At 65.4% G+C, this 24,963-nt stretch carries 24 protein-coding genes; 17 read left to right on the top strand and 7 right to left on the bottom strand.

Annotated elements, in window-relative coordinates:
- The first annotated feature begins 15 nt into the window (after positions 1-15).
- The 3 genes from ACXAF3_RS00560 to ACXAF3_RS00550 all read left to right on the top strand — a co-directional run bounded on the left by ACXAF3_RS00560 (position 16) and on the right by ACXAF3_RS00550 (position 1,680).
- On the top strand, positions 16-807 hold the full coding sequence (locus ACXAF3_RS00560; RefSeq protein WP_475110351.1) for a lysostaphin resistance A-like protein: 792 nt from the start codon (positions 16-18) through the stop codon (positions 805-807).
- Positions 808-949: 142 nt separating this feature from the next.
- On the top strand, positions 950-1,270 hold the full coding sequence (locus ACXAF3_RS00555) for a heavy metal-binding domain-containing protein (RefSeq protein ID WP_475110350.1): 321 nt from the start codon (positions 950-952) through the stop codon (positions 1,268-1,270).
- Positions 1,271-1,293: 23 nt separating this feature from the next.
- On the top strand, positions 1,294-1,680 hold the full coding sequence (locus tag ACXAF3_RS00550) for a DUF1294 domain-containing protein (RefSeq protein ID WP_475110573.1): 387 nt from the start codon (positions 1,294-1,296) through the stop codon (positions 1,678-1,680).
- 43 nt (positions 1,681-1,723) lie between these two features.
- On the opposite strand, the gene ACXAF3_RS00545 is transcribed toward ACXAF3_RS00550, so the two are convergent.
- The 3 genes from ACXAF3_RS00545 to ACXAF3_RS00535 all read right to left on the bottom strand — a co-directional run bounded on the left by ACXAF3_RS00545 (position 1,724) and on the right by ACXAF3_RS00535 (position 6,190).
- Complete coding sequence (locus tag ACXAF3_RS00545) at positions 1,724-4,333, bottom strand: TonB-dependent receptor (protein ID WP_475110349.1); 2,610 nt, start codon at positions 4,331-4,333, stop codon at positions 1,724-1,726.
- Positions 4,334-4,597: 264 nt separating this feature from the next.
- A complete protein-coding gene (locus ACXAF3_RS00540) occupies positions 4,598-5,398 on the bottom strand; it encodes an iron chelate uptake ABC transporter family permease subunit (protein ID WP_475110348.1) in 801 nt (266 codons plus the stop codon).
- Positions 5,399-6,190, bottom strand: coding sequence for an ATP-binding cassette domain-containing protein (locus ACXAF3_RS00535; protein ID WP_475110572.1), 792 nt, complete (start codon positions 6,188-6,190; stop codon positions 5,399-5,401). It abuts the gene before it with no gap.
- Between the two features lie 93 nt (positions 6,191-6,283).
- Here ACXAF3_RS00535 and ACXAF3_RS00530 point away from each other — a divergent pair, with 93 nt between their 5' ends.
- The gene (locus ACXAF3_RS00530; RefSeq protein WP_475110347.1) at positions 6,284-7,153 is read left to right on the top strand and encodes a metal ABC transporter solute-binding protein, Zn/Mn family; all 870 of its coding nucleotides are present in this window, start codon (positions 6,284-6,286) and stop codon (positions 7,151-7,153) included.
- Between the two features lie 33 nt (positions 7,154-7,186).
- Here ACXAF3_RS00530 and ACXAF3_RS00525 read toward each other — a convergent pair whose 3' ends face one another.
- Entirely contained in the window at positions 7,187-7,642 is a 456-nt protein-coding gene (locus tag ACXAF3_RS00525) for a hypothetical protein (protein ID WP_475110346.1), read from the bottom strand.
- A 367-nt stretch (positions 7,643-8,009) separates the two neighbouring features.
- Entirely contained in the window at positions 8,010-8,282 is a 273-nt protein-coding gene (locus ACXAF3_RS00520) for a hypothetical protein (RefSeq protein ID WP_475110345.1), read from the bottom strand.
- Positions 8,283-8,629: 347 nt separating this feature from the next.
- Here ACXAF3_RS00520 and polA point away from each other — a divergent pair, with 347 nt between their 5' ends.
- The 3 genes from polA (at position 8,630) to ACXAF3_RS00505 (ending at position 13,925) form a co-directional block, all read left to right on the top strand.
- Complete coding sequence (gene polA / locus ACXAF3_RS00515) at positions 8,630-11,365, top strand: DNA polymerase I (protein ID WP_475110344.1); 2,736 nt, start codon at positions 8,630-8,632, stop codon at positions 11,363-11,365.
- A 647-nt stretch (positions 11,366-12,012) separates the two neighbouring features.
- Positions 12,013-13,041, top strand: coding sequence for a hypothetical protein (locus ACXAF3_RS00510; RefSeq protein ID WP_475110343.1), 1,029 nt, complete (start codon positions 12,013-12,015; stop codon positions 13,039-13,041).
- On the top strand, positions 13,041-13,925 hold the full coding sequence (locus ACXAF3_RS00505; protein WP_475110342.1) for a hypothetical protein: 885 nt from the start codon (positions 13,041-13,043) through the stop codon (positions 13,923-13,925). The genes ACXAF3_RS00510 and ACXAF3_RS00505 overlap by 1 nt, the downstream gene beginning before the upstream one ends.
- Before the next feature lie 260 nt (positions 13,926-14,185).
- On the opposite strand, the gene ACXAF3_RS00500 is transcribed toward ACXAF3_RS00505, so the two are convergent.
- Positions 14,186-15,208, bottom strand: a complete 1,023-nt coding sequence (locus ACXAF3_RS00500) for a hypothetical protein (RefSeq protein ID WP_475110341.1) — start codon at positions 15,206-15,208, stop codon at positions 14,186-14,188.
- Between the two features lie 77 nt (positions 15,209-15,285).
- On the opposite strand from ACXAF3_RS00500, the gene ACXAF3_RS00495 reads away from it, so the two are divergent.
- From ACXAF3_RS00495 to ACXAF3_RS00470, 6 genes are all read left to right on the top strand, one after another.
- The gene (locus tag ACXAF3_RS00495; RefSeq protein ID WP_475110340.1) at positions 15,286-15,954 is read left to right on the top strand and encodes a phosphoribosyltransferase; all 669 of its coding nucleotides are present in this window, start codon (positions 15,286-15,288) and stop codon (positions 15,952-15,954) included.
- A complete protein-coding gene (locus tag ACXAF3_RS00490; protein ID WP_475110339.1) occupies positions 15,951-16,592 on the top strand; it encodes a dienelactone hydrolase family protein in 642 nt (213 codons plus the stop codon). Before ACXAF3_RS00495 ends, ACXAF3_RS00490 begins: the two co-directional genes overlap by 4 nt.
- Positions 16,592-17,560 (top strand): ribose-phosphate diphosphokinase, encoded by a 969-nt coding sequence (locus ACXAF3_RS00485; RefSeq protein WP_475110338.1) that lies wholly within the window; start codon positions 16,592-16,594, stop codon positions 17,558-17,560. The genes ACXAF3_RS00490 and ACXAF3_RS00485 overlap by 1 nt, the downstream gene beginning before the upstream one ends.
- Before the next feature lies 1 nt (position 17,561).
- Entirely contained in the window at positions 17,562-19,379 is a 1,818-nt protein-coding gene (locus tag ACXAF3_RS00480; protein WP_475110337.1) for an adenosylcobalamin-dependent ribonucleoside-diphosphate reductase, read from the top strand.
- A gap of 550 nt (positions 19,380-19,929) precedes the next feature.
- Positions 19,930-20,367, top strand: coding sequence for a hypothetical protein (locus ACXAF3_RS00475; RefSeq protein WP_475110336.1), 438 nt, complete (start codon positions 19,930-19,932; stop codon positions 20,365-20,367).
- An 11-nt stretch (positions 20,368-20,378) separates the two neighbouring features.
- Positions 20,379-20,564, top strand: a complete 186-nt coding sequence (locus ACXAF3_RS00470) for a hypothetical protein (protein WP_475110335.1) — start codon at positions 20,379-20,381, stop codon at positions 20,562-20,564.
- Between the two features lie 15 nt (positions 20,565-20,579).
- Here ACXAF3_RS00470 and yihA read toward each other — a convergent pair whose 3' ends face one another.
- On the bottom strand, positions 20,580-21,203 hold the full coding sequence (gene yihA, locus ACXAF3_RS00465; RefSeq protein WP_475110334.1) for a ribosome biogenesis GTP-binding protein YihA/YsxC: 624 nt from the start codon (positions 21,201-21,203) through the stop codon (positions 20,580-20,582).
- Between the two features lie 122 nt (positions 21,204-21,325).
- Between yihA and ACXAF3_RS00460 the strand changes: the two genes are divergently transcribed.
- The 4 genes from ACXAF3_RS00460 (at position 21,326) to ACXAF3_RS00445 (ending at position 24,853) form a co-directional block, all read left to right on the top strand.
- Positions 21,326-21,982, top strand: a complete 657-nt coding sequence (locus tag ACXAF3_RS00460) for a c-type cytochrome (protein ID WP_475110333.1) — start codon at positions 21,326-21,328, stop codon at positions 21,980-21,982.
- 211 nt (positions 21,983-22,193) lie between these two features.
- Positions 22,194-22,892 (top strand): thiol:disulfide interchange protein DsbA/DsbL, encoded by a 699-nt coding sequence (locus tag ACXAF3_RS00455; RefSeq protein ID WP_475110332.1) that lies wholly within the window; start codon positions 22,194-22,196, stop codon positions 22,890-22,892.
- A gap of 215 nt (positions 22,893-23,107) precedes the next feature.
- Positions 23,108-24,301: a c-type cytochrome gene (locus ACXAF3_RS00450; RefSeq protein WP_475110331.1), complete on the top strand. Its 1,194-nt coding sequence runs from the start codon at positions 23,108-23,110 to the stop codon at positions 24,299-24,301.
- Between the two features lie 60 nt (positions 24,302-24,361).
- Positions 24,362-24,853, top strand: a complete 492-nt coding sequence (locus ACXAF3_RS00445; RefSeq protein ID WP_475110330.1) for an ecotin family protein — start codon at positions 24,362-24,364, stop codon at positions 24,851-24,853.
- The last annotated feature ends 110 nt before the right edge of the window (positions 24,854-24,963 follow it).

Here is a 24,963-nt window from a genome sequence, read left to right as displayed (position 1 = left end):
AACAGACAGGACGCAATGCCCGGCAATCAAGGGATTGAGCGCAGGGCAGGGGAGCGCGGCCTGAAGCATCTCGGCCACCGCTATCTGTTACCGGCCGCACTGTTGATGTTGTGCAGTATCCCGTTCGGATGGGTCGGTCTCGCAGCGCCACTGATCTGGCTGTCTCTCAATGCAATTGAACTGAGTCGCGGTTGGCGCCGCGGCGCGGCCTATACCCTCGCCGCAGTGCTGATGCTGGTCGCGGCCATGGGGATATTGCCGGGCGGCGTGCGTATAGAGTTTCTGCCGCCCTATAGCGATACCGCCGGCAATACCATCTACGCCAGCTTCAATCCCGGCAAGGCGGTGATCGCGATCGCCCTGGTCGCATTTATGTTGCGGCAGAACTGCTGGCTCAAGCGCGCAGATCTGCCCGCTATCGCCGCCGCGGTGGCAGTGCCTTTTCTGTGCGCGCTGATCGCGGTGGGCCTGTCGGCGAAGTTTGGTGCCGCTATAGTCGCAGCCGCAGTCATCAATCTGCTGGTGGTCTGTATCAGCGAGGAGGGCTTCTTCCGCTGGATACTGCAGCGGGGTACTGAGGAGCTGCTCGGGCGTTGGCGCTGGATAGCGATACCGCTGGTAACCGCGGTCTTTACTGTTCTGCATACCGGCTGGGCCGCCTCGCCGGTTGCGCTGGGTCTGGTCGCCGTAGCCGGGTTCAGTTACTCGCTGCTCTGGTACCTGCGCCGCAACTTCTGGGCCTGTGTGCTGGCGCACTGGGGTGTGAACAGCCTGCATCTGTTTTTACTGCCTTATCCACCGTCGTGAGCCCTCCGCCGATAGCCGCTATGCACCGGTGTTTGTGACAAACAGGGGTTCCGGAATGTGGGGAAATAGGAAGACTCGAGTGGGAAAACCCTGTGGGCGGCTTTTGGCCCCTGATCCAGGCGCAGTTTTTTGAGGAGCAGCCATGTTAAAGACAACGACGTCCGTAGTGGACGGTAAGGAAATCCGGGATTATCTGGATGTGGTGGTCGGTGAGGCGATACTGGGCGCAAACATCTTCAAGGATATCTTCGGCGCGGTGCGGGATATCGTCGGCGGCCGCGCCGGCGCCTACGAGCGGGAGATGGCCAGGGCGCGCAAGGTGGCTTTCGAGGAGATGGAGGAAGAGGCGAGAAAACTCGGCGCTGACGGTATTGTCGGTATCGATATAGACTACGAGGTCGTCGGTCAGCAGGGCGGCATGATGATGGTCAGTGTCAGCGGCACTGCGGTCAAGTTCCGCTGACGGGAAGTGGACCTTTGGCGTCGGTGCAATGGCTGTTCGCGGTATCCTTCGTTATCTCTATCGGCGCCGCGACTTATCTGGATAACTATCCCCGCGGCACCTTCTATTTCATCCTCGCCGCCTGCCTGCTGGCCTATGCACTGGACAAGCTGGCGGCGGTCAAGGGGCGTCGCCGCATCAGCGAAAACAGACTGCATATCCTCTCACTTGCCGGCGGCTGGCCCGGCGCGCTGATTGCACAACGAGTCTTCAATCACAAGACGAGAAAGCGCCCTTTCAGAATCGTCTTCTGGATCACGGTGCTGGTCAATTGCGGCATAGTGGGCTGGACCTTTACCGGCAGTGCAGAGGCGCTGCTGGCAAAGGGGGTGGCGGAAATAGCAGGCTACGCCGCGCCGCTGGGCAGATAAATAAAAAGGGGAGGGCTAAACCCTCCCCTATAAAACCGCTCTATCAGAAGCTGTAAACCATCTTGCCGTAGATAAAGCGGCCGCGCGGATCGTGCTGGCTCTGCACATAGCCGTAGAGGTCGGAATCGCCGTCGCCGATGGCGAAGGGCGGCTCCTCGTCCAGGGCGTTGTCGGCGCCGAGACTCAATACCATATTCTCGAAACCGGTGTAGCGCGCCTGCAGGTTCAGGGTCAGGAAGGAATCCACCGTGCGCGACTCGTTGGCCTCGTAGTCGAGGGTGCCGTCGAAGTCGATATCCGGTGTGTCCTCGAACTCGCCGATATAGCTGAGGCCGGCGGTAAACGCGAAGTTATCGAAGCTCCAGTCACCGGACGCGGACCAGCGGTGTTGAGGATACTCGTACTCGCCGGCCAGGTCGCGGGTCTGGAACACCTCGTCCGCATTCAGCTCCACACGCTCGAACTCGGCCAGGTAGGAGTAATCCAGGCGCAGGCCCAGGTCTCCGCCGGCCAGTTCCATACCGGAGTAGACCAGGCTCAGGTCGACGCCGGAGACCGTCTGCTCGCCGATGTTCTGGAAGCCGCTGTTGATCGACTGCAGCGCGCCGAGGGACTCGCCGGGCAGGGGCGCGTCGCGCCGGCACACGGTGCTGTTCTGGTCGTTGCAGTATTTCTTGTAGATAAAGCCGAAGGGCGCCTCGTCGATCTTGCCCTCCTGGGTGATGCTCCAGTAATCGAGGGACAGCTGCATGCCGTCTATCGGCTCGATCACCGCGCCCAGGTTGAAGGACTCGGACTCCTCCGCCTCCAGATCCGGGTTGCCGGAGTAGATGATGGTGTAGTCGGTACTGGCGCAGTAGGTGTTGTTCACCGCGCAGCCGTAGGTGTCGGCGAAGAACAGCGATTCCTGCGACGGGCCCAGGCCTATCTGCGCCAGCGACGGCGCGCGGAAGCCGGTACCCCAGGAGGCGCGCAGGGAAAGCCTATCGCTGGCGGTCCACAACAGGTTGGCCATCGGATTGGTGGTGGTGCCGAAGTCGCTGTAGTCGTCGTAGCGGCCGGCCAGGGTCAGGTCCAGGTTGGCCGGCAGCGGTATCGCGAACTCCACGAAGGCCGAGGTGATATCGCGGTTGGCGGAGGCGGATACCGACTCGGTGCCGAAGATCAGGCCGCGCTGGAACTGGTCGTCGGGAATATCCGAGGCCTGCTCCTCGCGGCGTTCCAGGCCGGCGGCCATCGCGACGGCGCCGTTGGCGGTATCGAACAACTCGCCGCTGATGGTGAAGTCCAGGCTGGTCAGCTGGGATTCGCCCTGGCGCACCAGGCGGGTGGTGATGGCGTCGATCACCGAGTCCGGATTCCGGGTGGCGCCGAAGGGGTTGTAGCGGCCCGCGTCTATCTCCTGCTGCAGCAGGTCGGTGCGCACCCAGCCCTGGGAGCGGTTGCCGGTCTGGGTCGACTCGCTGCGCGAGCGCTGCACCGAGGCCTCCCAGTCCCAGTCGGCGACGCTGCCGCGCAGGCCGAAGACGCCGCGCAGGTTGTCGGTCTCTATATCCCACTGGCGCGCGCCGGCATCCACGGTGCGGTAGCGGTAGACGTCCAGGTCGGTATTGAACGGATTGTTCGGATGGTCCGCCGGCACCGTCAGTCCGGCGTCGCCGTCCAGCGGCGTCGGCGCGCCCTGGGCGATGGAGGTGTTGTGCTGGAAGGCGACCTCGGTAAAGAACTCGACGCTGTCGGTCAGCTGGGTGTGGCCCAGCAGCAGCACACCGGTGCGCTCGGCCTCCGGGGTCAGCAGTGTCCAGGGACCGTAGTCGTAGACACAGACCTCGCCGGCGTTGCGCTCCGGCGGGCAGTCGGGGTCGGGCATTATGGTGCCGTCGACATTGAAACTGCCCGGATAGCCGCGGGAGGAGCGGAAATCCATACCGCCGCGGGCGGACTGGTTGGCGGTGTCGAGGCCCTTGCGCTCCACGCTCGCCAGGGTGCTGTTCTTGTGGTGGTCGAAGATCAGGGTCAGGTTGGAATTATCGCCGTTGATCCCCCAGATGGCGGAGGTGGACTGCTCGTCGTAGCCGTCGGCACCGCCGTAGTCGACCGAAATTTCCGCGCCCTCGAAGTCGTCGCGCAGTACCAGGTTGACCACCCCGGCCACTGCGTCGGAACCGTAGATGGCGGACGCGCCGTCTTTCAGCACTTCCACCCGCTCCACCGCGGCCAGGGGCACCGTATTGATATCGACGAAGTTGGTGGTGATGCCCTCGGCGAAGGCGCTGATGGCGACGCGCCGGCCGTTGACCAGCACCAGGGTCGCGTCGGCGCCCATGCCGCGCAGACTCACCGCGGCGGCGCCGTTGGCGGTGGAGTCCTGGTTGTTGCCGCGGGTGGAGAAGGTGCCGTTACCGGCGGCGGGGTTCTTTTCGAACATCTGCTGCAGGCTGGTATAGCCGGACTTTTCTATCGCCTCCCGGTCCATGACCTGGATCGGTGTGGCTGTTTCGAACTCGGCGTTGCGCTGAATGCGCGAGCCGACGACGGCGACCTCCTCTATGGCCTCCTCGCTGGCGGCGAACAGTGATTGGGGGGCAGCCGCGGCGGCTGCGGTCAGAATGGCGGTAGCCAGTGCATTACGGCGAAAACTTATTTTTTCCATGTTCTTTGCTCATCCAATTATTTTCATTATTGATGACCGATCTAATCCAACTGATCGTCCGGCAACACTAGCAGCGGCAAAAAAACGAAACAATCGCTCGGCGACCGGGCGAGCAATTATTGAGTGGATTGGTGAAGGGTTTCGCGACAGAAACGGAATTAATTTGCAGAACGGCAAGAAAGCAGGACGTGCGTGCCTGATTGCTCGGGTTTTCAACCCGAGACCGAGAGGCGCCGGGGAAGCAACCGCAGCGCGCGCTGCGGTTCACCGCCTGTGCAGCTGGCACAGCAGAAAAACAATGGCCGCGGACAGCACGATCGAAGGGCCGGCGGGTGTATCCCACAGAATGGAGGCCAGCAGCCCCAGCACCACGGCACAGCAGCCGATCAGCGAGGCCAGCGCGGCCATGCGCTCGGGGGTATTGGCGAGCTTGCGCGCGCTGGCCGCGGGAATAATCAGCAGTGCGGTGATCAGCAGCACGCCCACCACCTTCATCGCGATCGCGATCAGCAGCGCCAGCATCAGCATCAGTGCCAGGCGCACCCGCTCCACCGGCACGCCCTCCACCGCGGCCAGCTCCTCGTGCAGCGTGAAGGCGAGCAGTTTTTCCCACAGCAAATAGAGCAGTGCGGCGATCACCGCCGCCGCCGCCAGCATCAGAACAAGATCGCGGCCGCCGACCGCGAGCAGATCGCCGAGCAACAGCGACAGCAGATCCACCTTGATCTTGAACAGGCTCACGGTGACGATACCCAGCGCCAGCATCGAATGGGAAAGAATGCCGAGCAGCGTGTCCACCGAGAGCTTCTGCCGGCGTTGCAGATAAACCAGCAGTAGCGCCAGGGCGCAGCAGGTGGCGCCGACCGCGAGGGCGGGCGCTATCTGCAGCACGAAACCGAGGGTCACGCCGAGCAGTGCCGAGTGGGCCAGGGTGTCGCCGAAGTAGGCCATGCGCCGCCAGACTGCGAAGCATCCCAGCGGACCGCTGACCAGCGCGACCAGCAGGCCGGCGGCCAGTGCGTACCAGAGAAACTGGCTTTGTAACAATTCGCCGAACTGCACCACTTATTTGCGCCCTTTGTTTTTCCGCTGGCTGTGCGGCCCGCCGTGATCGCAGACGCGGTCGCCGAGGATGTCGCCGCTCAGGTCGTGCTGGTGATTGTGCTGATGGGTGTAGGGCGCCACCTTGTCGCCGAAGAGTTCCAGGTAGGCGGGGTCGCGGCTGACCTGTTCCGGATGGCCCTCGCAGCAGATGTGCTGGTTGATACACAGCACCTTGTCCGTCGCCGCCATCACCAGGTGCAGGTCGTGGGATACCAGCAGCACGCCGCAGCCGAGCTCGTCGCGCAGCGCGGCGATCAGCTGGTAGACCTCACCCTGACCGCCGACATCCACCCCCTGGGTGGGTTCATCCAGAACCAGCAGCTGCGGCCTGCGCGACGCGGCGCGGGCCAGCAGGACCCGCTGCATCTCACCCCCGGAGAGATCCGCCAGGTTGGCGCCGGCCAGCGGACCGGCGCCTACGCGCGCCAGCGCCGCCTGTGCCTGCTCCGAGTCCAGGTGCGTCTGTCCCAGCTGCAGGAAGCGCTGCACCGTCATCGGCATCGATGGATCTATCTGCAGCCGCTGCGGCATATAGCCGATGCGCAGGCCGGGCCGGCGCCACAGGGAGCCGGTGCTGGGCTTGGTCAGGCCGAGCAGCAGGCGCAGCAGCGTGGTCTTGCCGGCGCCGTTGGGGCCGATAACGGTGACGATTTCTCCCTGCTGCAACTCGAGGGTGATCTTCTGTAGCAGCTGGCGGCCGGCGACCTGCAGCCCGAGATTGTCGGCGGTGATAAGCGGCTCGGAATGGCTCAGGGTGCAATCTCCGCGAAAGGCGTGGGCGGTGAACGAGTGGCGGGAAATAGCCGGGTGTGATTATATCGCAGTTTTTTCCGTCCGAAGTCCGCCATGTGTTCACCGATCCGCATCTGCCTGATATCGATCCTGCTTCTGCTCGCCGCCTGCGGCAAATCTGAGCCCACCGAAGAGCCGGGGCTGGTGGTGACCCTGCGCCCGCTGGCGCTGATCGCGCGGGAAATCGCCGGTGACGAGATACCGCTGCGGGTACTGATTCAGAGCGGCGATCCCCACCACTATGCTCCCGGCGTGTCGGACCGCGCCGCGCTGGAGCGGGCGCAGCTGGTGGTGTGGATGGGGCCGTCGCTGGAAGGGGTATTGGCCAAGCAGATGGCGCTGCTACCCGAGGAAAAACAGCTGCAACTGCTGGCCGCGGGCGATTACGAGTACGGTGGCGCGTCGCCGTCGGACCCGCACCTGTGGCTGCGCCCGCGCAATGCGGCCGCGATCGCGGCGCAGATCGCCGAGCGCCTGGCCGAGCTGCAGCCCCAGCAGGCGCCGCTGTACCGCAGCCGCGCGCGGGACTTCTCCCGCGCCATGGCCAATCTGCAGAAGGTGCTGGACAGGGCGCTGTGGGCCTATCGCGACGTGCCGATCGTGGTGACCCACGACGCCTACGGGCATTTCTTCGGCTCCGCCGGTGTGGCCACCCGGGCGCTGAGCGACACCGGCAGGGGCGGCCACGGCGCCAGGGCACTGCTGCAGCTACAGGGCGCCGGCGACGGCTGTCTGTTCGGCGAGGTACCGGAAAACGACCGCGACCGGCAGATGGCGCAAAATCTCGGCCTGCGCTACGCGGCCCTGGACCCGCTCGCCGAGCAGCTGCCGGCCAGTGCCGAATATCGCGATCTGATCGAGCGGCTGCTGGCGCAGGCGCGCACCTGCCTGGCGCAGATTCCGGATAGCGCCGACAGCCAATAACCAGCGGGCTGTTAAAAACCATTCAGAGGCTCCCTAGGAGGGTTCCTGCCCGGCCTGTGCCTCGGTGCGTGAGCGCTCCTCCTCCCGCCGGCGCAATTCCTCCTCGGCCCGCTGCCGCTCCAGGCGCAAAGCCTCGGCGCTGGCCTCTTCCTGCGCCGCCTCGCGCTGTTGCTCCCGCTCCGACGCCAGCGCCTCTTTGTCGCCGCGCGCGCGGAGGCGCTCCAATTGTTGCCGCTGCAGCGACTTCAACAGACGCAGCTGCTCCGTTTTTTGTTGCTGCAGCAGCCGCTGCGCCAGGCCCTGGGGGCGGAGCGATTCGCCTCCCGCCCCGTCGGCGCTGTAGTTTTTTCCGGTGACCTCGACATGCTCCATTTCGCCCGCGCGCGTGGTGTCGCTGTCGTCGCGCGCTATCGAGTCCGCCGCCGCCCACGCCGGCGCGGCGACGACGGCGGACGCAATCAGCAAACGGAAAAAATTCGTACTACCCATGGTCACAGCCCTCCAGATACTTCCAGTCTGCGGCGAAAAATCTTTGCGCCGCATTCACCCGCCAATAAATCCGGTCGGGTTAATAACAGCCTAGAAGTTGCGCGTTGGACCGCCGGCAAACTGCGGTGACTGACATGGAGGCAGCGCCGGGATGAGTGCGAAAAAATAACGGCGCCGGTTTCGATAAACGCCTTTGTCAACGGGAAAAAACAGACTATTGCGAATACCGCGGCGCGGTATCTGAAATGTGGAGGGCGTGGAATAAATAGAGGAGCGTGCGCGCGGCGGCGCTGTTGCGGAAAATATCTGCGGGGCGGCGACCGTCGGCACGGCAGATATTTTTGCCGTGCCGGCGCTCGCGCTCTGTTCAGGGGGTATTTCTGAATTGCTTCAGTTTTTCCGCCCGCGCCGCTTCCCGTTCCGCCTGGCGGCGCAGTTTTTCCAGTTGCCGCATCTGTCGCTGCAGCAGCGAGTCGGTGTGTTCGTCCCGCTGGGGTTGCGCAAGGCCGGATTCCGGTATTTTCAATTCGCCCAGCTGCCAGGCCGGCGCCGGTATTTCCCGCTGCTCCAGAGATACCGCCGCAACCGGAGCGGCGATCACTGCCGCGGCCACCAGGGCCGCGCAGGTGAGTCCTTTCATGTTCCGTTTCATGCTCCACTGCCTCGAACTTGACGTGGTAAACGGCCACTGCCTGCGGCCGCAGTCCCATCACACTATGTGTTTGTTGCCGGCAGACAACGGTTTGCCGATGATTTCGTGAACCGCGGCCGCCGTTGCCGGGCCCCGGCCCGGTCAATAGAAAGCCTAGACAACCGCGGGCGCCTCGGGTTGGCGCTGCGGTGACTACCGGTACCTGTGCGTCAAACGGAAGGGGATGTCGCGGAGTGACAGAACGCCGGCGGGAAAAAGGCGTCGAAGGGCGGTATGCTATCGGCCTGTTCGACACCCCCCAAGACAAGCAAACCGACAACCGATTCCGACGCACTATGAGTAAACAGAACACCGCCGCTCCGCTGATCCTGGTGGACGGCTCCTCCTACCTGTACCGCGCCTTCCACGCCTTGCCGCCGTTGACCACCAGCAGTGGCAAACCCACCGGTGCGGTGCGCGGCGTCATCAGCATGCTGCGCCGCCATCTGAAGGAGCACCCGGACAGCACCGTCGCGGTGGTGTTCGACGCCAAGGGCAAGACCTTCCGCGACGAGCTGTTCGCCGATTACAAGTCCCACCGCCCGCCGATGCCGGATGACCTGCGCGCGCAGATACAGCCGATCCACGACATTATCGACGCCATGGGACTGCCGCGCCTGGTGGTGGACGGCGTCGAGGCGGACGATGTGATAGGCACCCTGGCCCTGGAGGCCCAGCGGCAGGGGCAGGAAGTCATCATCTCCACCGGCGACAAGGACATGGCGCAGCTGGTGCGCCCCGGTATCACGCTGGTCAACACCATGTCCAACACGCAAATGGACAGCGAGGGCGTAAAGGAGAAGTTCGGCGTGGGCCCGGAGCTGATCATCGACTTCCTCGCCCTGATGGGGGACAAGTCCGACAACATCCCCGGCGTGCCCGGCGTCGGCGAGAAGACCGCGCTGGCACTGCTGCAGAATCTCGGCGGGCTGAAGGACATCTACGCCGACCTGGACGCGATAGCGCCGCTCGGCTTCCGCGGCGCCAAGACCCTGGCCAAGAAGATGGCCGAGCACCGCGAGGCGGCGGAGCTGTCCTACAAGCTCGCCACCATCAAGACGGACGTGCAGCTGCCCTACCACCCGCAGGATCTGCGCAATGCCGAGCCGGACACGGACAGGCTGATCGAGCTGTTCGGCGAAATGGAATTCCGCGGCTGGCTGGAGGAGCTCACCGGCGGCGAGGCGGAGCAGGCGATGGCCGAGGCGGTCGAGCGCGACTACGTCATCGTCACCGATATGGCTGAGTTCGACGCCTGGCTGCAGAAGCTGCGCGCGGCGGACATCTTCGCCTTCGATACCGAGACCACCAGCCTCAACTACATGCAGGCCAAACTGGTGGGCCTGTCCTTCGCGGTGGAACCCTATCAGGCCGCCTATGTGCCCCTGGCCCACGACTATATGGGCGCGCCGGAACAGCTGCCGTTCGACGAGGTGCTGGCGAAGCTGAAACCGCTGCTGGAGGACGAGAATCAGAAAAAAGTCGGCCAGAACCTGAAGTACGACAGCCATATCCTCGCCAACTACGGTATCGCGCTGCGCGGCATCGCCCGCGACACCATGCTGGAATCCTATGTGCTCGACAGCACCGCCAGCCGCCACGATATGGACAGTCTGGCGCTCAAATACCTGGGCGAACACACGGTGCACTTCGAGGATATCGCCGGCAAGGGCGCCAAGCAGCTGACCTTCAACCAGATAGAACTGGACAAGGCCGGCCCCTACGCCGCCGAGGACGCCGATATTACGCTGCGCCTGCACAATGAACTGTCTGGCCGCCTGGCGAAGGAGCCGTCGCTGGAGAAGGTGCTGGACGAGATAGAGATGCCGCTGCTGCCGGTGCTCGCGCGTATCGAGCGCAACGGCGCCTATATCGACGCCGCGATGTTGGCCGCGCAGAGTGCCGAGCTGGAGCAGAAGATGCGCGAAGTGGAGCAGCGGGCCTTCGCCGTGGCCGGCGAGGAGTTCAATCTCGGCTCCACCAAGCAGCTGGGCGCGATTCTGTTCGACAAGCTGCAGATCCCGGTGATCAAGAAGACTCCGAAGGGCGCGCCGTCCACCGCCGAGCCGGTGCTGCAGGAGCTGGCCCACAGCCACGAGCTGCCGGCGCTGATCATGCAGTACCGCGGCCTGGCCAAGCTGAAGAACACCTACACCGACAAGCTGCCACAGATGATTGATCCGGCCACCGGCCGCGTACACACCTCTTACCACCAGGCGGTGGCCGCCACCGGGCGCCTGTCGTCCAGCGATCCGAACCTGCAGAATATCCCGATCCGCACCGAGGAGGGGCGCCGCATCCGCCAGGCCTTCGTCGCCGACCCGCGCATCGACGGCGGCAGCGCCATCATCGCCGCGGACTACTCGCAGATAGAGCTGCGCATCATGGCACATTTGTCCGGCGACAGGGGGCTGGTGGACGCCTTCGCCCGCGGCCAGGATATCCACCGCGCCACCGCCGCCGAGGTGTTCGACGTGGCGCCGGATGCCGTGACCGACGAGCAGCGCCGCCGCGCCAAGGCGATCAACTTCGGCCTGATCTACGGCATGTCCGCGTTCGGCCTCGCCAAGCAGCTGGATATACCCCGCGCCGATGCGCAGAAATATGTGGATCTCTATTTCGAGCGCTACCCCGGCGTGCGCGCCTACATGGACAACACCCGCAAACAGGCGTCGGAGAAGGGCTATGTGGAAACCCTGTTCGGCCGCCGCCTGTACCTGCCGGAAATCAATTCGAGAAACGCCATGCAGCGCCAGGCCGCCGAGCGCACCGCGATCAACGCGCCGATGCAGGGCACGGCCGCGGACATTATCAAACGCGCGATGATCGCGGTGGACGCCTGGCTGGAAGAGCAGGGGCTGCAGACCAGGTTGATCATGCAGGTACACGACGAACTGGTGTTGGAGGTGCCGGAGAGGGAAATCGACCAGGTCAGCGCCGGTATCGTCGAACTGATGCAGGGCGCGGCGGAATTGCAGGTGCCGCTGATCGTGGATCTGGGCAAGGGCGCCAACTGGGATCAGGCACACTGATTTTTTCGACTTGTTCGAGAAATTTTAAACAGGCCGGCTTGTAAAACACTGTCGCTTGGTTTTTGTATTCACCCGGCAATTTCCATTGTCGGGTGAATAACGATAAATAAAAGGACTGTCGGTTGATCGGCGCATTGCGCCGCCATTAAAATCCCCCGGCGCCGCGAAAGCGGCAGGAGAGAATTACAGGGAGTTAAGGAACCTCTGAATAACTCCATGGCCTCTCTGGCTTTCAGAGCGGTTCACAATCAAGGCGCGACTTTGCAGGAATGTCTAGACCTTTCAAAAAGTCGCAACGCAGAGTGTGAATCGCTCTGAAAGCCCCGCAGGGCGGGCCCTGAAGCATGCATCTTCGGCGTTGCAGCTCTTGCAAAGGGCCGGGCCATTCGCTGCGAGCTGCGCCTTGCATCTGCACGCTTCAGGGCCCGCAGAGAGGCTATGGAGTTATTCAGAGGTTCCTTAACAGAATATTTTCGGATAAACGCGTCCGCCGGGAACTGCGCATCGCCGGACACGGCGCCGGCAAGCCCGTCACCATTACCCCCCAGGCCGAACCCATCTACCACGAACTGGTCAAACTCGCCCGCCGCGGCAATCACTGGGCGCAACTGACCGTCAACGGCATCCACCAGCTGGCCGCGGGCCGTTTGCACAGACACGATATTTTCGTAAAGCCGGGCGCGGTGCACAGGGGCGGCACCGAGGAGTTTGTCGTGATACTGCCCGGCTGCCGGGTCACCGCGGAGAAACGGCCCGACGACAGCTACCGGATTTTGCATTTTCAGGCGGATTTGAATTATTCGGAACTGATCGAAGGTGGTCAGCGGCCAGGTCTCTATGAGGCGATAAAGAAGAACGACGGTTGGGATGTTCGTCTAAGACGAAAGGGTAATATTACCGAGGAAAAAGATCGCTTGGTTGCGATCAGCGACAGAGGGCATGAAGGTCCGAGGGATGCGGCCAGGAAGTCGGCGCGGCGACTTGCTGAGGCGCCCTTTTCCGGCGGCAGCCTCAGGGTCGACAGTAACGGCTTCGATATGCACTACACGCCGGGCGAGAAGCGTATCGGCGGTCTGATCAACTACCGGGATGCGGTACGCCCGCTGCAAAATGCCGATTTGCACGAATCGGCGCTGTTGCTGGCCAAGGCCATGTACGATTCGCGTAAGGTGAAGGGCGTGTGCTGGGTATCGGAATTCGGCGGCTCCGGCGTGCTGACGCAGGCGCTGCAAATTCTCGCCGCTCGCGGTGTGCAGCTAGGTGAACATCACGCCTTTCTGGTACGCCCCACCACTTCGCCGAACGAGGCGGTCAAGGCCGCGCACGCGGTGGGTCTGAAGCTGGACCGCAAGTTTTCCAAGACGGATATGCTCGACTATATCGGCAACCGCGATCAGCTCGAGTTGATATTCAATCGCCTGAAAAACGAAGATGATTACAAGTTACCCAAGGCGGTGGCGGATATGGTCGAGCACGGCAAGAGTCTGCAGGGCGCCGGCGCCTTTATGGGATCTCTGGCCGCGACCGCGGGGCTGGCCGCCAGTGCCCCGGCGCCCGCGGCGGCGGCCGCTTTTCTGACGGCACTGGGCGCCGCCGTGGCGCTCGGCAAGATGGGCAACGCCATGGTCAGGGCCTGGCTGCCGAATCACCACGACAGGCTGAAGAGCAAATTCTGATGCGCAACTTTATCAAATACTCGCCGCTGGAATGGCGGAAATCCAAGGGTCAGTGCATTCCCCAGGGGCCTTCTTTCCGCAGCGCCAAGGAGGTCGCAATTCGCTTTCCGCAATGCAGCCTGACGCTGCGCCTGCCGCGGCACGCCCCGCAGCCGGGTATCGACAGTGGCGAGTGGCGGATTTCCTCTAGAGTCTACGGCCTGGATGAGCGTGACCACGACGAAAAGGTAATGCCCAGCCAGAGCTGGAAATACGAGCAGATAGGTGCTCGCGAGTGGGCCTTCTACGGTCCCTGGTTTACCGGTTGCAGGGCCTATATTAACTTTTATGCTCAAGGGCTGAGCCTGTCTGAGCCCAATGCCCGGATCAACTTCCTGCACCCAAAGGCGCTGGAGGCCGGCGCGCTCGGTTATATGACCGCCTACTGGGGCCACGAGATCTACACCGTCGACAGACCCCACTATCGAGGGCCGCTGAACTGGACGCCGCTGCGGCATTTGCCGGTGCCGGCACTGCGTTTCGATATGGTGCAGAACATGCTTGCGGGCTCTCGTCACCGCTACGTTTTCTTCCCGGTGGCGCGGGACAGGCTGATCAGTCTCAGCTTCACCTGCTATCAGCGCGGCACCGGCACCCAGGAGGAACTGGATGCGCGCATCAGCCCGCAGCCGATGTTGGACCTGGTGGAGAAGATTATCGGCAGCCTGCGCCTGAGCCTGTCGCCGGAGTTGCAGCGGGAGCTGGACCAGGTCAGCGAGCAGTGCCCGGATATGGCGGTTTCCGCCGACTGCCCGCCGCTGGACTGGCCGGCCCATGTCGAAAGGGATGGTCTGACGATAGTGCCCTACGACGAGCGCCTGTACGCGGAGGCAGGCCGCGAATAGCGGCGCCGATGCGGGAGGCTTTTGCCGCCGGACAAATTATTTACAGTTTTTTACCGAATTTGTGGAACCAGTCCGGCGGCGGGCCCTCTAAACAGGCAAGATCGTTGGAATGCGTCATCATCCCCCAAGGAAGTCAGAAGTTTGCCCCGGTACTCCCCCAAGTCCGGGGCATTTTTTTTGGGGCGCTCCCTGAACACTACTGCGCCTGCTGCTCACCTACTATTGATACGCTCCGGCGGCCACCACCAGCCACCCGCTCGCTACATTTTCAGGGATAGGGCGTAGCGCAGCGCCGCGGCCAGGTAGAGACGGGTGCGGCGCCGCCACTTGGCGGGTTCCGCCAGGTTGCCGTCCTGCAGGTGTGCCGCCGCCAGCTGCGCGCGCAGCAGGGCGCGGTGCGCGCGGTAGAAGCGCGCCAGCGCCGCCGGCGGCCGCTCGCCGCTGACTCGATAGTAGTAGGCCAGCGCCGCCTCGCCCAGATCCGGGCGCCCCAGCAGTTCGCATTCCAGCGCCAGATAGCTCAGTTCGTCCACCGGGTCCACGCAGCGCAGCGCGCGGTTGAATTCCAGGCAGTCGATCACCTGTGGCGGCCGGGTCAGGAAACAGTGCTCCGGGCGCAGGTCGCCGTGGCCCTCGACGATCCGCCCTCCCGCCGCGCGCCCCCCCAGCAGCGCCGCGCCGCTGTGGATAAATCCGAGCAGCGCCTCCGCGATCCGCCCGACCTCCGCGGCATCCGGCGCCAGCCCGGGCGCCAGCAGCCGGTCGCGCCAGTCGATACACTGGCGCCGCAGCCGCGCCAGGTACTGCTGCGCGGTCAGTGGTATCACCTCGGCGCCGCGGTAGAAGTCGCACAGCCGCGCCAGCAGCGGGGCCAGTGTCTGCGCGGTCGCGCCCTCGATCAGCTGCGGCAGGCTGGCGGCCTGCGGCAGGCGGCGCATCTTCACCAGCCACTCCACCGGCACGCCATTGTCTCCGAGCGTCAGCGCCCCGCGGGCGTCCACGCGCAGTGCCACCAGCGCGAGGTAGACTTTGTCGGTCAGGCGCCGGTTCAGGCGCAGCTCCTCGCGGCAGGTGGCGCAGCGCTTGTCCAGGCTGGTGAAGTCCAGATAGTTGGAGCGCACCGGCTTCTTCATCTTGTAGGCGAAACGGTCGGTCAGGAAAACCCGCGCCATATGGGTCTCGACCAGGTGCACGGACTCGGCGCCCTCGGGGTAGCTCGCCGGCGAGAGCAGGAAGCGGGTCTTCTCGTCCAGGCCCGGTATTTTGGCGCAGGGGTCGGTCATAGACGGTTTGTCGGGGGTTCTGTTTGCTAGTCTAGTTTTATTACCCATCCGTTGAATTCCGCGAGGGCCAGTTTGTGATGACGCCCTTCGAAGACCGCGTGCAGGCGGGCCGCCTGCTGGCCGAGGCCCTGCGCGACTCGGCCCCGGATCTGGTCGCGCGCAAGGACGTGATCGTGCTGGCGCTGCCCCGCGGCGGCGTGCCGCTGGGGCTGGAGGTGGCGCGGGCGCTGCGGGCGCCGCTGGATCTGATGCTGGTGCGCAAGCTGGGGGTGCCGGGCCACGAGGAGCTGGCCATGGGCGCTATCGCCAGCGGCGTGCGGGTGCTGAACGACGAGGTGGTGGCCGGCTGCGGCATCAGCGCGGAGGCGCTGGAGGCAGTGGCACGCAGCGAACAGGCGGAGCTGGAGCGGCGCGCAAAGCGCTACCGCGGCGACAGGCCCTGGCCGGATCTGAAAGGCCGCTGCGCGATACTGGTGGATGACGGCATCGCCACCGGCGCCACCATGGAGGTGGCGGCGCGGGCGGTGCGCGCGCAGGAACCGGCCTCGATCATACTGGCGGTGCCGGTGGCACCGCCTTCCTCTCTGGCGCGCTTCTCTTCCCTGGTGGACCGCATCGAATGCCTGATGACCCCGGAGGCCTTCTGGGCCATAGGTGCCTGGTACCGGGACTTTTCCCAGCTGAGCGACGAACAGGTGATCGCGATGATGCGCGAGGCGGAAGATCTGTGCGGAGGTGCGGAGTGAAGCGGCGCGAGCTGGCGCTGGACGCCGGCGGCGCGCGCCTCGAGGGTTTCCTGGCGCTGCCGGCGGCGACCGGGTCGCTGGTGCTCTTCGCCCACGGCAGTGGCAGCAGCCGCTTCAGTCCGCGCAACACCATGGTGGCCGGACGGCTGAACGACGCCGGCATAGGCACGCTGCTGTTCGACCTGCTGACCGCAGAGGAGCACAGGGTCGACGAGATCACGCGCGAATACCGCTTCGATATCGACCTGCTGGCGCAGCGCCTGGTGGCCGCGGTGGATTGGGCCGCCGGCGCGGCGGACACCAAAAAACTGAATCTGGGCCTGTTCGGTTCCAGTACCGGCGCCGCCGCGGCCCTGATCGCCGCCGCCGAGCGCCCGTTGCAGGTCAGGGCGGTGGTGTCCCGCGGCGGCCGCCCGGACCTGGCCGGCGCGGATCTGCCGCTGGTGCAGGCGCCGACGCTGCTGGTGGTTGGCGGCGAGGATCACCAGGTGCTCGAACTGAATGAGGAAGCCGCGGCGCGCATGGTCTGCGAGCCGCAGGTGGAGATAGTCCCCGGCGCCACCCACCTGTTCGAGGAGCCGGGCACGCTGGACGCGGTGGTGCGCCTCGCCATCGACTGGTTCAGGCTGCACCTGTGATGGGCCGCCTGAAACTGTTCAGTCTCGATGCTGGCGCCGACTTCGCCGGCCGCGTGGCCGCCGCCCTCGGCGAGCCGCTGGCGGCCCACGAGGAGCGGGATTTCGTCGACGGCGAACACAAGCTGCGCCCGCTGGATGACGTCGAGGGCGCCGACGTCTACCTGGTGCAGTCCCTTTACGGCGACGAACACGGCGGCGTCGACGACAAGCTGGTGCGGCTGCTGTTCTTCGTCGGCGCGTTGAAAGACGCCGGCGCCGCGCGCGTGACCGTCGCCATGCCCTACCTCTGCTACGGGCGCAAGGACCGCCGCACCAAGCTGCACGACCCGCTGTCGAGCCGCTATCTGGCGAGCCTGTTCGAGAGCCTCGGCACCGACGCGGTGGTCACCCTGGACGCCCACAACCAGTCCGCGTTCGAGAACGCCTTCCGCTGCCGCACCCTGCACCTGCCGGCGCAGCCGCTGTTCGTGGATTTCGCCGAGGCGCAGCTGCGCGGCGACGGCGGGCCGCTGGTCGTGGCCTCGCCGGATGTCGGCGGCGTCAAGCGCGCCGAGGCTTTCCGCCAGGCGCTGGCGCAGCGACTCGGGCGCGATATCGGCCGCGCCTTCGTGGAGAAATACCGCAGCGGCGAGCGCCTCAGCGGCGGCACCCTGGTCGGGGAGGTGCAGGGCGCCAGCGTGCTGATCGTCGACGACCTGATCGCCGGCGGCGGCACCCTGTCCCGCGCGGTGGCGGCGATCCGCGGCGGTGGCGCCGCGCGCATTGTCGCGCTGGCCAGCCACGGCCAGTTCTGCGGCAGCGCGCTGGCGGATCTGGCGCAACTGCCGCTGCAGGCGATAGCGGTCACCAACTCGCTGCCGCAGGCCACAGGCGCGGGACTCGAGGTGATCGACTGCGCGCCGCTGTTCGCCGAGGCGATACGCCGCCTGCACGACTGCGGTCCGGCGGCACAGCTGAGTCTCTCCTGATATGCGGCGCTTCGAGGCAGAGATCTCCGAATTCATCTGGGATACCAAGTACCGTCACCGCGAAGGCGGGCGTATCTACGACGCCACCATCGAGGACAGCTGGCGCCGCGTCGCCAACGCGCTGGCGTCGGTGGAGCCGCTGCAGCGCGAGCTGTGGGCGCAGCGCTTCTACCACAACCTGGCGGATTTCCGCTTCCTGCCCGGCGGGCGCATTCTCGCCGGCGCCGGCACCGCCCACCGGGTGACCCTGTTCAACTGCTTCGTGATGGGCGTTATCGACGACTCGATCGAGGCCATCTTCGAGCACTTGAAGGAGGGGGCGCTGACGATGCAGCGCGGCGGCGGTATCGGCGTCGATTTCTCCACCCTGCGCCCGGCGGGCAGCCGCGCGCGGCACGCCGGCACCATCGCCTCCGGGCCAGTGTCGTTTATGCGTATCTGGGACGCCATGTGCGCGACCCTGCTGTCCACCGGCAGCCGCCGCGGCGCCATGATGGCCACACTGCGCTGCGATCACCCGGATATAGAGCACTTCGTCGAGGCCAAACGGGATCCGCGCGAACTGCGCCACTTCAACCTGTCGGTGCTGGTCGGCGACGACTTTATGCAGGCGGTGGAAAAGGGGGACGACTGGCCGCTGGTGTTCCCGGAGCGGCAGCTCGAGGGGCAGGGCCGCGAACGGGTGCGGCGCCGCTGGAGCGGCGCCGCCGGGGCCGAGCCCTGCCGGGTGCTGCGGCGGATCCCGGCGCGGGACCTGTGGCGCAAGATCATGCGCGCCACCTACGACTGCGCCGAACCCGGCGTGCTGTTCGCCGACCGGATCAACCGCCACAACAATCTCCACTACCGCGAGCAGATCAGCGCCACCAATCCCTGCGGCGAGATACCCCTGCCGCCCTACGGCGCCTGCAACCTGGGTTCTGTGAACCTGACCCGCTTCGTGCTGGAACCCTTTGGCGAGCGCGCGCGCCTGGACTGGGACGGTATCCGCGACTGCGCCGCCCTGGGGGTGCGCATGCTCGACAATGTGATTGATCTCTCCCAATACCCGCTGCCGGCCCAGGCGCAGCAGGCGCGCGGCAGCCGCCGCGTCGGTATCGGTATCACCGGCCTCGCCGACGCGCTGATTGCACTGGGGCTGCACTACGACAGCGATGCGGCGCGCGAGCTGGCGGCGCGGGTCATGGGCGCACTGCGCGACAGCGCCTATAAGACGTCGATCGCGCTGGCGACGGAGAAGGGCAGCTTCCCGTTTTTCCGCCGCGCCGAATACCTGGCCGGTGCCGATATCCGCGCGCTGCCGGAAGCGCTGCGCCGCGGCATCGAGGCGCAGGGGATCCGCAACAGCCACCTGATCGCGATAGCGCCGACCGGCACCATCAGCCTGCTGGCCAACTGCGTGTCCAGCGGCGTGGAGCCGGTATTCGACTTCCGCCACCGCCGCCGCGTGCTGACCGCCGCCGGCGACTACCGCCAGTTCGAGATCCGGGATCCCGCCTACCGCCTCTGGTGCGCGCGCGGCGGCAACCCGGACGCGCTGCCGGAGGTGTTCGTGTCCGCGCGCCGCCTGTCGCCGCGCGCCCACCTGTCGATGGAGGCGGCGCTGCAGCCCTATGTGGACAACGCCATCTCGAAGACGGTCAATGTGCCGGCGGACTACCCGTTCGACCAATTCGAATCCCTCTACCGCGAGGCCTTCGAACTGGGACTGAAGGGCTGCACCACCTTCCGCCCCAACCCGGTCACCGACTCGGTGCTGACCGGCGCCGGCGAGCCGCCCGCGGGCCACTGCTGCGATATAGAGCGCGAGGGCGAGTGATTGCGGAGCTATACAGAACAGAGGTTCCTTAACGCTTCTTTACCGAGCGGGCGGAACCAAGCCACAGCGGCCCCCTCTAAAAAGACAAATCATTGTTGCTCCTTAAACCCCAACACAGACCGCTTGACCCCGCCCCGATACCTCCCCAACGTCGGGGCTTTTTTTTGCAACTGCGCCACAATTGGAACCCGTTCCCGGAAATTTGTCCGAAAGCGCAATAGAATTTGCATCAACCCAATCAATCCGGTCGGGAAGCGGTTGGGGGCTGTCGCCCGGCGAGCCTAAGCTTCAATTGGCTGGAAGTAGAAAGTATTGGGTGTGAACCCACAGGCGTACCCGTCCCCCTGGGTGCGTCTGTCAAGTGCCCATCCCCAAGGGCACTGACCCCTGGCCGGCAGTCCCCATCTGCCGGCTTTTTTTATCTCCCCCTTTTAGCGCCCGGTTAGCTCCCAATGCCGCGCACGCAAACTGGCGCCGCGTTCACTATATACACATTGCAAACGATAATGATTCGCATTAGCATGAAGGCGATTCAATCGAGGAGCAGACCGTGTATCACCGCTATCTCTGTGCCAACCACCGCCAGTGGCTGACCGCCGACACCGCCCGCGCCGAACAGGCGTGGCGGGACTGGATGGAGCGGGGCCTCGGCCTCAGTGAAGACGGCGACTACGATGGGGCCATTCCGTACCTGGGGTGCGCCTTCGAGCTGGCCGACTTCCTGCTCGGGGCGCGCTGGCCCGGCTATGCCGTCGCGGCCGCCCGTTTCGGCGACAGCGCACTGGCGCTGATGGAGGCCTACCGCAGCCGCGGCCAGCGGCGCCACAGCCATTACATACTGGTGGGCGCCAGCTCGCGGCTGGCGCGGGAGCTGCGCGAGCGCCGCCACTATAGGATCACCGCCGACTGCCTGCGCGCTCTCTACCAGGGGCGCGCCGCGGCGCCCGGGCTCCACAGGTGCGGCCTCGCCGGCGACAGCCTGCACTGAGCGCAGTGGCCATGGGCAGCGCACAGTCGCCGCGGTTCCTGGAGATCAAAATACGCGAGGAGGCGCTGCTCGCCCTGCTGGCCCAGGGGCGGCTGCGCGCGGAGGACCTGCGCTGCCTGACGCCGCGGGCGCGGCGGCAGTTGCGGCGCGCACTGTTGCAGTCGCTGCTGTGCGGGGGAGTGGATCGCGAGCCGTAGCGGTGAACCCTACTCTTAATCCAGCGCCAGCCACTCGTTCAGCTTGCGTTCCAGCTTGTCCAGCCCGGTTTTCTTGGTCGAGGAGAAGATCTGCACGCTCACCCCGGTGTCCAGCCCCTGTTCCTTCAGCGCCTTCTCCACCGCGAAGCGGGTATTGTTGGCCGGGCCGTTTTTCAGCTTGTCCGCCTTGGTCAGCAGGATGTGCGCCGGCAGTCCCGACTGCACCGCCCAGGTCAGCATATGCAGGTCGAACTCCTTCAGTGGCTGGCGGATATCCATCAGCAGCACCAGCCCCCGCAGGCACTTGCGCTGTTCCAGGTAGAAGGCCAGGTGGCGCTGCCACTCGTCCTTCATCGAGCGCGCCACCTTGGCGTAGCCGTAACCGGGCAGGTCCACCAGGCGCTGCTCTTCGCCGACGCGGAAGAAGTTGATCAACTGGGTGCGCCCGGGGGTCTTGGAGGTGCGCGCCAGCTTGTTGTTGCCGGTCAGGGCGTTGATGGCGCTGGACTTGCCGGCGTTGGAGCGCCCGGCGAAGGCCACCTCGGCGCCGCTGTCTTCTGGGCACTCCGCCAGGGTCGGCGCGCTGGTGAGGAATTGCACCGCGCGGTAGTTGAGTTTTTCGGGATGGGGGTCGGACATGGCTGCTTCTGCTGATTCGGTACACTCGATTGGCGCGCAAGTATATAATGCCGCGGTTTTTGCGTCGCAGGACTATTGGGGGCGACGCGAGTTGCAAAATTCAGCGCGCAATGGGACGACGTATGAACAGCATTATAAAGAACACCGCTCTGGCTCTCGGCCTGACCCTTGGCCTGGCCGCGCCCTTAGCCATGGCGGCCGGGGACGCCGCCGCCGGCAAGGCCAAGGCCGCCGCCTGTGCCGCCTGCCACGGCGTCGATGGCAACAGCCCGGCACCCACCTTCCCGAAGATCGCCGGTCTGGGCGAGAAGTACCTGGCCAAGCAGCTGATGGATATCAAGAGCGGTGCGCGCAATGTGCCGCAGATGATCGGCCAGCTGGACAACTTCAACGAGCAGGACCTGCAGGATATCGCCGCCTACTTCGCCTCCCAGCCGATGCAGCTGGCCGGGTCCGAGGCCATCTCGGTGACGCTGAACAGCGGCGAGAGCGTCGACGGCCTGATCTTCGGCCGCGACCTGTACCGCGCCGGCAACCCGGAAACCGGCGTGCCGGCCTGCATGGGCTGCCACTCCCCGACCGGTAAGGGCAACGCCCCCGCCGGCTACCCGCGCCTGTCCGGCCAGTACGCGCAGTATGTGGAGGCGCAGCTGAAGGCCTTCCGCGAGGGCTCCCGTGCCAATGACGGTGACACCCGCGTGATGCGGAGCGTGGCCAAGCAGCTGTCCGACGCCGAGATTAAGGCGCTGGCCAACTATGTCGCCGGCCTGACCGACTGATACTGCGCGACAAGTGACACGAGAAGGCCGGTCTCCGACCGGCCTTTTTGTGCGCGGCGTTCTCTCAAATGCGCTGCGGCTGCACACTCCTGCCAAATTGCGCGATTTTTGTCCGTTTTCCTTGCGAACGCGGGCGGGAACTTAAATAATCTGCGCTGTCTATTGAGTACCCACGGCGCCTGCGCCGCAAGAATAACGTTGGAGAAACCCTATGAGAGCCGTCGTCGCCCCCCTGTCCAAGGTAATCGCCATGGTTTTGGCTATGCTGTTCAGCCTGGTTGCCTGTGCCCAGGACAGCGGCCAGTTCAAAGCCGGCCAGCACTACCAGGTGCTGCCGCAGGCGGTGCCGCAGAAAGACGATAGCAAGATCGAGGTGACCGAACTCTTCTGGTACGGCTGCGGCCACTGCTACCACTTCGAGCCGGCCCTGAACCGCTGGAAGCAGGAAATGCCGGAAGACGTGGCGCTGCTGAAGATCCCGGCGATCTGGCAGCCGGTGATGGAAGTGCACGCGCGCATGTTCTATGTGGCCGATACCATGGGCGTACTGGACAAGCTGCACGGACCCATCTTTAACGCGATCAACAACCAGCGCAAGATGTTCGCCACCCGTGACGATCGCAACTGGAAACCGGACCTGAAGGCCATCGAGGAGCTGTTCAACCAGCACGGCGCCGACGGCGCCAAGGCCGTCAAGCTGATGAACTCCTTCGCCATCAACAGCAAGGTCAAGCAGGGCATGGCCAACCAGCGCGCTTACCAGATGGCCGGCACCCCGGAAGTGATCGTGGCCGGCAAGTACCGCATCAGCACCGCCCTGCCGGGCCTGAAAGGCAAGAGCAACGGCCAGGAAATGATGCTGCAGGTGGCCGACTATCTGATCGCCAAGGAGCGCGCCGAGCGCGGTTGAGTCCGGCTCCGCTTCACGAAACCCCGCCGCGCGCGGGGTTTTTCGTATCCGGCGCCGGAGTCTGCTCGCGCCAGAGGCCAGGGGGAGGACGGGATGAAGGGCCCGTTGCCAAAGAAGCGCGCACCGCTCTTAGCGTGCCGCCCCCCAGGTGAGCACGGGCTGCCCCGACCGCCGCGAATGCTAATCTTGTGCCAAAACCGGAAAAAGAATTCCCGATGCGACGCTACTGGTCCGCCCTCTCTCTACTGCTACTCCTGTGCTCCACCGGCCCGTTGGCGCAGGAGGCCCCGGAGGCGGAACCGCTGGCGGCTCAGGCCAGCAATCTGCTTTCGTATATCGCGGTGGATTACGGCGAATCGGTGCGGGAGGGCGAAATTCAGGACGAATCCCTCTACCAGCAGCAGCGCCGCCAGTTGGCGCGGGCGCTGCAGCTGGTGCGCCAGCTGCCGGACAAGCCGGGCCGCGCCGCGCTGGAGAACAGCGTGCTGGAGCTGGACAAGGCCATCGCCGAAAAGCGCGCCGGCGAACAGGTGCGCCGGCGCGCCAACGCCGCCGCGGATCGCCTCGCGGCCCTGTACCAGCTGCAGCGCTCGCCGGCGGAGATGCTGCCTTCGGCGTCCTTCGCCCGGGCGCTCTACAACGAGCGCTGCGCCAGCTGTCACGGCGCCGAAGGGCGGGGCAGGGCGGGCGTGCCGGATCTTCGCGATCCCGAGCGCGCAGCCAGCTTCAGCCTCTACGACTTCTACAACACCCTGGACCCGACCGTGGATTCGGTGCACGGTGAGCGCATCGACGGCGACCTGAGTAGCCGCGAGCGCTGGGCGCTGGCGGTGACCGTGGCCAATTTCGCCGTAGCCGGCAGGGCGCCACCGGCGGCGGAGCTGGCACAGCGCTACCCGGCGCTGATCGGCCTGCCCGGCATGGCCACCGCGCGCCCGGTGGAGTTGCCCGCCGAGGCCGCCGGCGCGCTGATGTGGTGGCGCGGCCACCCGGAGCGGGTGCGCGCGCTGGAACACCCGCTGGCCCGCGCCGACGGGCTGCTGCGGCTGGCGGAGACCGCCTACCGCGCCGGCGACAACGCCGGCGCCTATCACAAGCTGATGCTCGCCTTCCGCCAGGGCTATGCACCGCTGCGGGAGCGGCTGCAGGAGCGCGATCCGCCCCTGGCAACCCAGCTGTCGGCGCACTGGCAGGCACTGCGCAGCGCGATACTCGGCGGCGCCCCCAATGCCGAGGTGATCGCCGCCTTCCAGCGGCTGCGCACGTCCCTCGGCCAGGCGCGGACGCGCCTCGAGCCCGCCGAGGGCGGGCACTACCACTTCTGGGCGGCACTGCTGTTCGCCGCCGCGGTGGCGCTGGGTCTGCTGCTCTGGTTCGGCCTGCGGCGCAGAAACCTGTCTAGACTGTAAAGGAATTCGTGCGCCAGCAAGACGATCGCCAGCAGGGCGGTCGAGAGGTAAGGAGGTCGCATGGCACCGCGCCGCGCATTGTTGCACCGGCAATTGGCTGTGGCCGGGTTAGTGCTTGCCGCCCTGACCTGCGCCGCCGCGCAAGCGGCCGACCTGTCTGTCTTCCCGCGGCTGGTGGACGGCAAAAAACGCCAGGTGATCCACCTGCCCAAGGCCGCGGACGAGAGCCGCTTTATGGTGGAGCTGGTGCCCGGCAAGAGCGAGCTGGTCGACTGCAACCAGCGCAGCTACCGCGCGTCGATTCGGCGCGAGCAGCTGGACGGTTGGGGCTACCCCTACTATGTGCTGTCCGAACCGAAACCCGGCCCGACCACACGCAAGGCGTGCCCGCCGGGTTCCGAGAGCCGGCGCTTCGTGCGCGTGCGCGGCGAGGGCCTGCTGCTGCCCTACAACAGCCGCCTGCCGCTGGTGGTTTATCTGCCGGACGGCCTGCAGCTGAAATACCGCGTCTGGCGGGCGGACAAAACCCTCTCCGATGCCCGCGCGGAATAGCCGCGCGGCACATCTCCCCCCATCACCTATGCCCTGTTGGCGCGTCAATAAAGATTTTTGATGCTTCTGCTGCCACTGTGGGATTTTGCGTCTAGCCTTAAGAAACAAGG

The organism is Microbulbifer sp. ABF4_143 (genome assembly GCF_056160225.1).
Note: the sequence above shows the minus strand (reverse complement) of the source record. Positions and strands in the feature narration are given on the sequence as shown.